This window comes from Bacillus sp. FSL H7-0578 (assembly GCF_038630855.1).
GTDB lineage: Bacteria > Bacillota > Bacilli > Bacillales > Bacillaceae > Bacillus > Bacillus safensis.
Genome location: NZ_CP152045.1, coordinates 1,311,390 through 1,323,285, shown reverse-complemented (window position 1 = coordinate 1,323,285; position 11,896 = coordinate 1,311,390). Strand labels below are relative to the sequence as shown.

Sequence of the window (11,896 nt, the reverse complement as noted above, 5' to 3'; positions counted from 1 at the left end):
ACTTTTTATATCGGCAGCATAGGTAAAAAGTTGACGTTTCTTTACGCTTTCTCTCGAACGAATTGATGAATCACAAGTCCTATCGCTGTAAGGATGAGCAAAGACCCTAGTGCAAGGCGGCTTGCGAGATTTCCGTGCTCTGCAAACAGCAGGGTAACTGAGCCATAAATGATCGGCCCGATAATGGAAGATACCTTCCCTGAGAATGCAAAGAGGCCAAAAAACTGTCCCCTTTTTTCCTTCGGTGTCAGTTCAATAATCAAGATTCGTGATGCCCCCCAGCTTGCGCCAAGTGAAATCCCGAATAAACTGCCCGCTATCCAGAAGACCCATTCGGTTGCCGCTGTCACAGCCAGAATCAGCGCCACAATCAAAATGACATACACAACTGTAATCGATCGCTTTGCCCCTATCGCTTTTGTGATATATCCAAACAGAAAGGAGCCAATGATACTTGAAATGGTCGACACAAGATAGAGCAAAATAAATTGCCCAGCTGTAAAGCCAATGATGATTTTGGCATAAACAGCCATCATCGCAATCGCTGTTTGTAAAGCATCATTCATAAAAAAGAAAGCAATCATAAAGATAAAAGCTGGCTTGTACTTTTTCATCTCTTTAAACGTGTGAATAATCTCTTTATACCCGCTGAAAAAAGACGCCTTTTTCTCTCGCTGTGGCAGCGGATGAGGATCTTTTACAAAAAAGAGAAAGGGTAGAAAAAAGAGAAGGAATAAAAGAGCTGTCGGAATAAATGCTTCATGAAACTGGTCATTGCCGACAAGTAAATAAACAGAGAGGCCGACAAGTGTTCCTAAATAGCCAACAGCGATACCAAATCCAGAAATAAGCGGGATTTCTTCCTTTGTCCCAAGATCGGGCAAAATGGTGTCATAGAAAACAAGACTAGAATGATAAAAAAACTTTGCGATCACAAACAAGGTGACCACGACCAATAAAGAAACAGGCAGCCCAAACCATTCACTTGAGAAATCAATCCCAGCAAAAATCCCCATCAAAAGCGTACAAGCAATACATATGAACGTAAACACCGTAATGTAGCGTTTCTTTTTTCCTGTACGATCAATCAGCACTCCGTATAAAGGTGTAAAAATGACGAGAAAAAAGCTGGCTAGTGCGTTTGCATAAGAAATAAAGGTGCTGGCGATCTGGTCCATTCTCGCACTGTCCCCGATCGTTTCCTGTAAGTAAAACGGGAAGAAAATGGTGATCATGTTTGATGAAAAGATCGTATTTGCAAAATCATACAACGCCCAGGCTAACACAGGTGCTGTCAAAAACAGCCCAAAGCCTGCCCCTTTTTTCTGTGCGGTTTTTTTTCCTGTTCTCAATCGATTGTCTCCCTTCCTCATTTTCACTATCATTCTATTTTATGTGCTGTTTCCCTCATCCATACAAGCGATCTATGAAAAAAAGCACCTCTTACCATATAGAAGAGGTGCTTTTTTCATTATTTCTTCACAACAATGGTACTTGCAATCAAATCGTGAAGTGCTTGTTTTTTTTCTGTGAAAAAAGCAATGATATAGCCAATATATAAGATCGGAGACAAAAAGCCTTTTGCAAAGAAGCGGCCAGTTGCACGTCCGAATGTGACCTTTTCGCCTGTGACTTTTGTTACTTTGATGCCGAGAGCCATCTTTCCAAGTGTTCCTTGCAATTTTGATGATTCCATGATGGCGTAATAAAGCCATGTCACCACGGTACCCATCAAGATTGCCCCTATATAGAAAAAGATCAGTCCCATAATAGCTTCCCATTCCTCATCCGTTATGACGGTTGAAGAATAGTAATAACTGTCGTCATCCATCATCATTGCTGCCTCTGGGCTTGAGATAAAAAAGACTGACGCCAAAATAAACATGATAAATGCAATTGGTACACCGATAATGATACCGTCCAAAAGGTGTGCAAGAAAACGATAGCCTACACCTGCTAGCTCAGGATGCTTCTTTTCTTGAATGTGTGGTTCTGTTATGTTGGTTTCCATCCTATTTCTCCTTTATTATGTATGTTTTCTATAAATTTCTTATAATCATTCGTTATTATATCCTATGAATATAGCAAGATCAATGGAGCTTTACACTTTTACATACATTTTAGATCAGTTTGATCTAAGCGATTTATGTGAATAAATACTGAAAATTTGTGAAAATCATGGCACTTCTAGTTCTTTTACCTCCTGATTTTTTAACATTTTGTGATATTTTCGTCTTGTTTCCATTCTTCTGTTGACAATGATTCTTCAAATGGTACAATAGTCAAGGATTTTTTTAAAGAAAGGTGTTCATGATGGGAACTGTCGTATTATTAAAGAACAACGAAATGACTGTAATTGAAGATATTTGCGAGGCTGATTTTTTAGATATGAAGCATGGTTTGTCAAATGATGACACAGCTTATATCTCTTGGTATGAAGACTACGATACTGCTTATGGATATTGATTTCATTTCATAGATGAAGCGTAAAAAAAGGCGATACAACCTGAGAATAGGTTGATCGCCTTTTTTACGTTTGTACGCTTCTTTCACTTTCAGGTTCCACATGAATAAAGATTTGTGCATGCGGAAATTCCAGCTGAATCTTCTCTTCAATTCGATCACATAATTGGTGAACATCTTCAATCGTTGTCTTTCCATCTACAATCAAATGAAAATCAATATATTCCTCGGCACCAGACCGCCTTGTTCGAAAGTCATGATATTCAATAAATTCTTGACTAAATCCTTGAATGATCGCTTCGATCGATTGTTCTTCCTCTGGTGTTAACCGAGCATCAACAAGCGGCGGAAAGGCTTCCTTCATGAGTTTAAACGCTTCACGCATAATAAAGAGGGCCAGAACCATTCCAATGATCGGATCTAGGAAATACCAGTCGGTTAATGCCACAAGCAATAAACTAAATGCCACCCCTAATGACGTAAACACATCCGTTAAAAGATGCAGTGCATTTGATTTCATGGCAACTGAATGTACTCGCTCAGCCTCTTTGTTCACAACCCTCGATACAACAAAATTGATGAGCGCGCCTAGCAGCATGACCACAATGCCAAGCACAGGCAGCTTGACTGGCTCTGGATGCATTAATTTGTGAACACATTCGTATATAATCCAAATGCCAGCAACGAAAATCAGCAGGGTCTCAATCGTTCCAGAAATATTTTCGACTTTTCCATGTCCATAAGGATGTTTAGAATCTGCTGGCTTTCTTGAAATACGAACAGAAATAAATGCAATAAACGACGCCATTAAATCGAGAAACGAATGAATGGCTTCTGATAAAACCGCAACAGATCCGGTTAAAAGACCCACAATGATTTTTAAGATGACCACAAATGTGTTGCTCAGCACGGATAGGAACGCGATTTTCGATGTCTTCGCTGATTGTTCCATCTATCGTCCTCCTTTAGGAGATCGTATGTCTATGAAAGCCATTCCCATGACCCTGATTCTCATGTTCTTTCAGTTTACGCAGTTTTGCCGTTTTCTAATCATCTTCATCACAGCCTGTATTTTCTCTTGAGGTTACGCTATAATAAATGTTGCTCTTTCTTCAATATATCACTCATGCGGTGATGGATAGGAGAATAGACTACATATAACGATATCCAGTGCCTTTCGCAGGTGACATTTATGCAGTGAATGGTAAAATAGGATAAAAACATAAATTTTTAAGGTGATGAGAAATGGAGCATTTGCTGAATCCAAGAGTAAAGGATATTGAAATTTCAGGCATTCGAACATTTTCAAATCTCGTATCGTCATATGAGGATGTCGTTTCATTGACGATAGGCCAGCCCGATTTTTATACGCCGCATCATGTCAAAACAGCTGCCAAAGCAGCCATTGACGAGAATTTCACCTCATACACTCACAATGCTGGTTTCCTAGAGCTAAGACAAGCGATCCAGCATTATATCAAGAAGAAAGTGAATCTTGATTATGATGCAGAGTCAGAAATCATTGTGACGACAGGTGCAAGTCAAGCAATTGATGCTGCGTTTCGAACCATTTTAACAGAAGGCGATGAGGTCATTTTACCTGGACCTGTATACCCCGGATATGAACCGATCATTCGAATGTGCGGTGCCATGCCCGTACATATTGACACAACGAATGCCGGCTTTAAATTGAATGCCAAGCTGATTGAGGATGCGTTAACGGAAAAGACAAAGTGTGTGGTTCTTCCTTACCCTTCAAACCCGACTGGGGTCACGCTTTCAGAAGAAGAATTGAAAGAAATTGCCCAGCTCCTTGAAGGAAAAGACATCTTTATTTTATCCGATGAAATCTACAGCGAGCTGACATTTGACCGGCCGCATCATTCAATTGCCTCTTTCTTAAAAGAACAGACCATTGTCATCAATGGACTGTCTAAATCTCATAGCATGACTGGATGGAGAATTGGATTTTTATTTGCTTCAGCTCCAATTGCTAAACATGTATTAAAAGTACATCAATATAACGTGTCTTGTGCCTCAGCTGTCTCACAAAAGGCGGCACTTGAAGCTGTGACAAATGGTGTGGATGATGCACTGATCATGAGAGAGCAATATAAGAAAAGACTCGATTATGTATATGATCGGCTCATTTCTATGGGGCTTCCGGTAATTAAACCTTCTGGCGCTTTTTATATTTTTCCATCCATTGAATCGTTTGGGATGAGTTCCTTTGATTTTTGCATGGAGCTGTTAGAAAGTACAAGACTTGCGGTCGTACCAGGCTCAGCCTTCTCTCCACTCGGCGAAGGGTACGTGCGCCTGTCTTATGCTTATTCACTTGAAACGCTGAAAGAAGGACTTGACCGGCTAGAACAATTTGTACTTGAAAAACGTTCCATTCATTCGCTAGATTGAAACAACGGCTCTCTTGCCGTTGTTTTTATTTTGCAGGAAACATGATGTGAAATACGGTGCCCTTTTCAGGCTGACTATCCACACGGATCGTCCCGTTATGATTTTCTAAAATATTAAATGTGACCATGAGGCCAAGTCCGGTTCCTTTTTCCTTTGTGGTTAAAAAGGGCTCTCCAATCCGCTTCATCACCGATTCAGGAATGCCAACCCCTTCATCACGAATGGTGACAAGTATTCCATCACCTTCTGCTTTGGCTGTGATGTCTACCTTTCCTCCGTCCGGCATGGATTCTACGGCATTTTTGATTAAATTGATAAACACTTGCTTGAGCTGATTTTGATCCCCGTTCATCAGGAGACCCTCCTCTATCTCACTTGTGTTCATTAAAATGCCATTTAAGTTCGCTTGTGTTTCTAACAAGGCTGTGACTTCGCTGATGATTTTTTTCAAATCAAGCGTCTGCATTGAGGACGTTTGCTGCGGTTTCGCCAGCATTAGCAGCTCACTCAAGATAATTTCTATTCGGCTCAGCTCAGAGAAAACAATCTCGAAGTATTGATCGCGGTCTTTTGTTTTCGGTTTAATGAGCTGTAAAAAGCCTTTGATGGCGGTCAATGGATTTCTGATTTCATGTGCAATACCAGCCGCCAATTGACCTGCGATCGATAATTTTTCAGAGCGGAGCATGAGCTCTTCTGTCTGCTTACGTTCGGAGATATCTCTTAAAATAATTTGAACCGCTGTTTCTCCAAAAAATGTAGTTGGGATACAGACCATTTCTGTATAAATCAGCTTATGTTTAAAAGTATGACAGCTCATTGTGACAATCTCAGAATCTGATGCTCTTTCAATAATACGTGATAAGCTCTTTTTGACCTTCTGCTGATCACAGGAATGGATTTGATGAAAGATATCCTTACCTATTAATTTATCGTAATGCTCGGCTTCAAATAATTTAATGCCTGATTCATTCATAAATACCCACTTGTGATCATGGATGACCGCAATCGTATCAATGGAGTTTTGAATGAGCAGCTGATACCTCTCCCGGCTTTTTTGAAGAACGGTTTGGAATTTTTTACGGGATGAGATGTCCACGAGCAGTAAAAGCTCTGCCCGCTGATTTTGATAAATCGTCGGTGATGACTTTACCTCAATATGAATACTGCTCCCATCTTGACGCTTCCATATCTGTTCAATCATTCCGACTGGAAGGCCTTGCTGCAGCCTTGTTATTCGGCTTCTGACAATGTCATGGTACTCTTCAGCAATAAAATCAAACGCGGACTTGCCGATCATGTCATCTCTTGCACTTACCCCCATTAATTGCAGCATCGCATCATTCGCATACACAATTTTCCCTAAAGTCGTAATACATAACGGATTTGGCAGCATGGCAATCAATTGTTCAGCTTCACCGACATTTTGGAAAGCCGGCAGACTGCCTAACGACTGTTCTGCTACTTTTGATGTTGTTTGAAATGCTGCTTTTTGGGGCTCAGTATCCAGCACCCTCATTTTCAGGATCATTTCTCTACTTACTTCGCTACCTAACCCATCACAAGCAACAAAATCAATGCTTGCTTCGATCCATACAGCTGTCAGATCACTTCTTAGCAGTCTAAAGTGGCAAACCTCTAGCATGTGCTGATTGTAAAAATAACTTTCGACGAGAAATTGATCTTCGGTATGAACAAAGTCTTTCAAAAAACACCCTAGTAAATCCTTTTGTTCATAGAGCAAAAGCTGCTTACAGTTGGAAGAAATGTAGAGAAAGCGGCCATTAGAAGAAAGAACGGCATGTAAATCGATGTTCGAATACAATTGATTCGAATCTTTCATTTGTTGTTCCATCGTCGTCCGACCCTCCTTTTCATTTTTTAGGGTTGTCCTTAGATTGATGTATAAAAAAGATTCGCTAGAAAACCCGTATTTTCCTTCTGTCATCGAGGGAAACGTCCATAAATTCAGCAAAAAGGGAGCACTTTCTGCTGCTGTGCTCCCTGCGGTTTATTGTTTTTCATATTTCTTTTGCAATTCAACGTACTTATCCACAATTTTACTTGGGATGTTTTTGATGACAGGATCTTTATCTGAAACATAAGGTGTCACGACACTAAAGGCTACCTCTGGATTAGAAGAAGGATAATATCCTCCAAAGGTTAAGTTGTATGTTGAATTTCCCCACCAGCTGCGGTTGGCGCCATAGTAGAAGGTTTGTGCTGTACCCGTTTTTCCTGCGACATCATGCTGACCAAACCGGCCAGCGGCAGTTCCGCCTGTTGATGTGACCATTTTCAGTCCCGTTTTTACGCGGTCAATATCTGCTTTCGAGTTGTTAATCGTATTCAGCACCTTCGGCTCATATTTTTTTACGACTGGGCCTACTTCATCATTCTTCGTTGGAAGATGAACACTTTTCACTACTCTTGGCTGAATACGGCTGCCTCCATTGGCGATCGTCGACATGTATTGCGCCACTTGAAGCGGTGTATACGTGTCATACTGACCAATTGCTTCATCAAGCAAGAGTCCGCCGACCGTCTTAGGATGCGTCTGCATCCCGCTTGATTCCTGCGGCAGATCGATCCCCGTTTTCACGCCAAGACCGAATTGCGCATAGTAGTTTCTCATTTTTTGTAAGTGCTCAGGCCTTGCAGGTAACGGACCATCCTTTTGATAGGTGATGCCCGCCATTCTCATCGCTACTTGGAACATGTAGACGTTGGAACTTTTTTGGAGTGCCTGAATGTCGTTAACCCACCCAAGAACTTTGTAAGACTGTTTCGCCTTTCCATTACTTCCTGCAAAATAGAGCGGTGTATCCATATAGGCTTGGTTGTGTGACATCCCATCCTGATAACCGCCAAGTACTGTGGCTCCTTTGACAACAGAGCCCATTTCGTACTGGGTCGTAAATGTTCCGATCGCATAATCTGTAACGTCTCTGCCGTCCATTTTCTTGCCCGACATGGCGAGAACATCCCCTGTGTGAGGGTCCATCATGACGACAAAGGCCCGGTCCATCATATAGTTTCTCGCGCTGGCAGATCTAAGCTCTGATTCAACAATTTTGTCGACTTCCTTTTGCAGCTCCATATCAAATGTCAGCGCAAGATCAAGTCCTCTTCGTCCTTCTGTCCGCTTGATTTCATCGAGCAGCTTCCCGCCAACCTGTGTATATTGAACGGTCGCTTTCTCTGGGTTTAGAAAATCCTCGTATTGATATTCTAAATAGCTCTTCCCTACCCGGTCATTTCGCGAGTAGCCTCTTGCCATATAGTAATCTTCACGTTCTTTAATAATTCCTTGCTCTGGTGTCGTCACACCGCCAAGTACATTATAAAGGGTCTTTTCATACGGATATTTTCTTGTCCAGTCGTTGATGACGTTCACACCAGGCAGTTCATCAAGATGCTCTGAGACAAGTGAAATCTCTTCATATGTCAGGCTTACGGATGAAGTCTGTTTTGATTCTTTCGTTTCATCGAGTAAAGCAACTTTTTCGTCCCCTTTTTTCTCTTCGTTTGGGTCCATTGCCTTCACGATTTGGGGCTCAAAGGCATATCCGCCTGTAAATCTACGGTAGATCGCTGCAACAGCTTTTTCCTCTGCATCCTTTTCGATGGCCTTGACTTCTCTCTTTGGGACACGCTCTACTTGAAGCGGATAGACATCCTTTGCATCGATATCTTTTTTCTCCGCTTTTGAAATGAGTTTATCCGCTTCTTTCGGATGGCTCGCCAGCCAAAAATCCCGAATGTCACGCTCTCTCAAAAAATCAGTATCCATTTTTATATAAGTCGCAAGTTTTCTTGCTACCTTAATCTTATCCTCCGCTTTCACACCGCTTTCTGATGTATAAACGATGGCAGGCACACTTTCGTTATCAACGACGACTCTTCCTCTCGCGTCATACATTTTTCCTCTTGGAGACGGGTATGATGCTGTTTTGACCTCTGTTCGGTTGGCTTGCTTTTTATAATCTTCACCATTGACGATTTGCAGCACACCAAGCTTGATCACAAGTCCAGCAAATAAACTAAATACAGCGAAGAAAAAGAGATTAATTCTCCAGGCGTTCCGGCGCTTTATTCTTTTTTGCTCGGCAGCACCTTGATGCTGTTTCTCTCCCACTTATGTAGCTCCTCTCATCCTTTTCAATCTTTTACAATTACCACTCATTATTGTAACACTTTTGTAATAGTTGTTACAGCGAAACGAGTGAAAAAAAGCTGTCAATCCCTAATCTGCAAAAAAATATACTAACACTTTAAAATATTGGTATGTTTATGTCGTTTTCTTTAAATGGAAGAATTCCCTATCCTTTGATATGAAGCGGCTCTTACGATGACTTTAACAAAAATGACAAACTGGCATTGTCAATGGAGGATGCTGGTACGTTTATAACAAAAAGTCCATGTTATGATTTTTTGTGAGAAAACAAAACAAAGATTTTAGGAGGAGTTACAATATGAAGAAGAAATCATTCTTTTTTTCAGCGCTGACAGCTGCTGCACTCATCACGTTCACTGGAGGACATTCAGCTGATGCGAAGGAGCTTAACCTGAAACAAGTAATAAATGTACAGCATCAAGCCATTGATCTTCATACACTAGCAGCAAAATTACATATCTCTTCAGATGTAAACAAGCTAAGCAAGTCGAATCAAAAAGAGATCGAAGCTCTATTAAACAAACTGATCAAAAGCGGTCAACCTGTTACAGGAACAAAAGTAGTAAAAGAAGTAAACAAAGCAAAACAAGAACAAAAACAAGAATCAGTGAAAAAACCAACTGCTTCTAAACCAAGCACTCCAGCAAAAGAAAATACAAACAACAACAGCAACACAAAAGCTGACCAAAAAGACACAACCGCATCAAAAGCAGACAGCAGCTTAAATGCATTTGAAAAAGAAGTGGTTGAACTTACAAATAAAGAGCGTGCAAAACAAGGCTTAAAGGCCCTTTCTGTTGATTCTAAATTAAGCAAATCTGCTCGCGCAAAATCTCAAGATATGAAAGATAAAAACTATTTCTCTCATACAAGCCCAACTTATGGATCTCCATTTGATCAAATGAAGCAATTCGGTATCACTTACAAATCAGCAGGTGAAAACATTGCCCAAGGTCAAAAATCTCCTCAAGAAGTTGTGACAGCATGGATGAACAGTGAAGGCCACAGAGCGAACATTTTAAACAAAAGCTACACACATATCGGTGTTGGTTATGTGAAATCTGGCAACTACTGGACGCAGCAATTCATCGGAAAATAATATCAAAAAAACCTGTCCCTATTTGGGACAGGTTTTTAGTTTGTTTTGAGAGTGCTGCAAACTATTTGACCCATAATTTATAGATGCTCTGGGTACCGCTGTTTTCTTCGCCCTGTTCGCTCAGCTTTTCATAAAGGGACTTCGCAAGTGAGAGCCCTGGCATTTCTCCCCCCATCAGCTCTGCTTCTTCAAGTGCAATGCCCATATCTTTGATAAAATGCTTCACATAAAACCCTGGCTCGAAATCGCCTTTCAGCATTCTTGGTGCAAGGTTTGACAAAGACCAGCTGCCGGCTGCACCTGTTGTGATGCTTTTGAGCACCTGCTCTGGATCAAGCCCTGATTTTTCGGCATAGGCCATTGCCTCTGCGACACCGACCATTCCTGCTGCAATGGCAATTTGGTTACACATTTTTGTATGCTGACCGCTTCCTGCCGGTCCTTGATATTGAATGTTTTCACCCATTTGCTCAAATAGCGGCAGACAGGCTTCATAGGCTGACCTTTCTCCACCGATCATAATGGCCAGCGTGCCATTTTGGGCTCCTATGTCTCCGCCTGATACAGGTGCATCTAATGTAAATATACCTCTTTCCTTCGCTTTCAACTCAATTTCTTTTGCAAGCTGAGGCTTCGATGTTGTCATATCAATGAGATATGTACCTGGCGCAGCATGTGCCACAAGCCCATCTTCACCTAAATAGATCTCTTCTACATCAGATGGATATCCCACCATTGTAATGACGGCATCTGCACTTTCTGCAATCTCCTTTACTGCCGGCTTCCATGATGCGCCTTTTTGAATCAATGCGTCTGCTTTTGCTTTCGTTCTTGTATAAACGATCACTTCATAGCCTGCATCCATTAAATGTCCTGCCATACTGCGACCCATTACACCGATTCCTATAAAACCAACTGTTTTGATTTTTGCCATCACTTGTTCCTCCTTAAAGAGACTTTGTCAATCCACCATCAATGATCAGTGTTTGACCTGTCATATATGTATTGGCTTCTGATAAAAGAAACACTGCATATGCTGCAAATTCCTCTGGCTGGCCGTAACGGCCAAGCGGGATCGCTCGTTCAGCCTGTGCTTTGATTTCTTCAACCGTTCGATTCTCTCTTTGTGCGCGGTGCTTTTCCAGCTGTTTCACACGGTCTGTTTCAATTTTTCCCGGTGCTAACGTATTGATCAAAATACCATCCTTTGCAAACTCCAGAGCGGCTGTTTTTGTCCAGCCGGCTATGGCCGGTCTAAATGTATTCGACAGCATCAAGCCCGGGATCGGTTCTTTCACTGACATTGACGCAATATTTAACACACGTGCGCCGCGTTTTTTCAAATAAGGCAATGCCTCTTTTAATAATCGAATATAGCTGAGTAAATGAAGCTGAAATGATTCGATCCAATCTTCATCTGTTAAGGTGTCGAGCGTTCCTGTTTTAGGCCCGCCTGTATTGTTCACAAGAATGTCTAGACACTTCTCATCACCAGCCGCCGCTTGAACAAGCGCCTTGATTTGCCCGGCGTCAGATACATCACATACTTGATAAGTCAGCTGTCCTTTGACAAGCGGAGACAGCTCGTTGACTGTTTCTTTCAGCTTCTGTTCATGTCTTCCCGAGAGCATCACATCTGCTCCCTCTTTTGCTAGAGCAAAGGCAATCGCTTTTCCGATACCTTGACTGCTTGCAGCTACCAATGCTTTTTTTCCAGTTAGATTGACATCCATGTCAACACC

General features: G+C 41.6%; 10 protein-coding genes. 3 read left to right on the top strand and 7 right to left on the bottom strand.

Annotation, left to right across the window (positions count from 1 at the left end):
• Positions 1 to 41: 41 nt before the first annotated feature.
• Together MHB41_RS06715 and MHB41_RS06710 are read right to left on the bottom strand one after the other, a co-directional pair.
• A complete protein-coding gene (locus MHB41_RS06715; RefSeq protein WP_340898814.1) occupies positions 42 to 1,352 on the bottom strand; it encodes an MFS transporter in 1,311 nt (436 codons plus the stop codon).
• A gap of 119 nt (positions 1,353 to 1,471) precedes the next feature.
• The gene (locus MHB41_RS06710; RefSeq protein ID WP_024424707.1) at positions 1,472 to 2,011 is read right to left on the bottom strand and encodes an RDD family protein; all 540 of its coding nucleotides are present in this window, start codon (positions 2,009 to 2,011) and stop codon (positions 1,472 to 1,474) included.
• Positions 2,012 to 2,313: 302 nt separating this feature from the next.
• Here MHB41_RS06710 and MHB41_RS06705 point away from each other — a divergent pair, with 302 nt between their 5' ends.
• On the top strand, positions 2,314 to 2,466 hold the full coding sequence (locus MHB41_RS06705) for a hypothetical protein (protein WP_162842519.1): 153 nt from the start codon (positions 2,314 to 2,316) through the stop codon (positions 2,464 to 2,466).
• Positions 2,467 to 2,530: 64 nt separating this feature from the next.
• Here the strand turns inward: MHB41_RS06705 and MHB41_RS06700 are convergent, their stop codons facing one another.
• Complete coding sequence (locus MHB41_RS06700) at positions 2,531 to 3,415, bottom strand: cation diffusion facilitator family transporter (protein ID WP_326134336.1); 885 nt, start codon at positions 3,413 to 3,415, stop codon at positions 2,531 to 2,533.
• A gap of 293 nt (positions 3,416 to 3,708) precedes the next feature.
• Between MHB41_RS06700 and MHB41_RS06695 the strand changes: the two genes are divergently transcribed.
• Positions 3,709 to 4,878, top strand: coding sequence for an aminotransferase A (locus tag MHB41_RS06695; RefSeq protein ID WP_024426854.1), 1,170 nt, complete (start codon positions 3,709 to 3,711; stop codon positions 4,876 to 4,878).
• A gap of 25 nt (positions 4,879 to 4,903) precedes the next feature.
• On the opposite strand, the gene MHB41_RS06690 is transcribed toward MHB41_RS06695, so the two are convergent.
• Together MHB41_RS06690 and MHB41_RS06685 are read right to left on the bottom strand one after the other, a co-directional pair.
• On the bottom strand, positions 4,904 to 6,733 hold the full coding sequence (locus tag MHB41_RS06690) for a PAS domain-containing sensor histidine kinase (protein WP_034281571.1): 1,830 nt from the start codon (positions 6,731 to 6,733) through the stop codon (positions 4,904 to 4,906).
• Between the two features lie 156 nt (positions 6,734 to 6,889).
• Positions 6,890 to 9,016 carry a penicillin-binding protein 2 gene (locus MHB41_RS06685; RefSeq protein ID WP_340898820.1) on the bottom strand — a complete coding sequence of 709 codons (2,127 nt, stop codon included), beginning with the start codon at positions 9,014 to 9,016 and terminating at the stop codon, positions 6,890 to 6,892.
• Positions 9,017 to 9,353: 337 nt separating this feature from the next.
• On the opposite strand from MHB41_RS06685, the gene MHB41_RS06680 reads away from it, so the two are divergent.
• On the top strand, positions 9,354 to 10,154 hold the full coding sequence (locus MHB41_RS06680; RefSeq protein ID WP_041108781.1) for a CAP domain-containing protein: 801 nt from the start codon (positions 9,354 to 9,356) through the stop codon (positions 10,152 to 10,154).
• Positions 10,155 to 10,215: 61 nt separating this feature from the next.
• Here the strand turns inward: MHB41_RS06680 and MHB41_RS06675 are convergent, their stop codons facing one another.
• Together MHB41_RS06675 and MHB41_RS06670 are read right to left on the bottom strand one after the other, a co-directional pair.
• A complete protein-coding gene (locus tag MHB41_RS06675) occupies positions 10,216 to 11,088 on the bottom strand; it encodes an NAD(P)-dependent oxidoreductase (RefSeq protein ID WP_340898823.1) in 873 nt (290 codons plus the stop codon).
• 13 nt (positions 11,089 to 11,101) lie between these two features.
• A complete protein-coding gene (locus MHB41_RS06670; protein ID WP_024424700.1) occupies positions 11,102 to 11,887 on the bottom strand; it encodes an SDR family oxidoreductase in 786 nt (261 codons plus the stop codon).
• Positions 11,888 to 11,896: the final 9 nt, after the last annotated feature.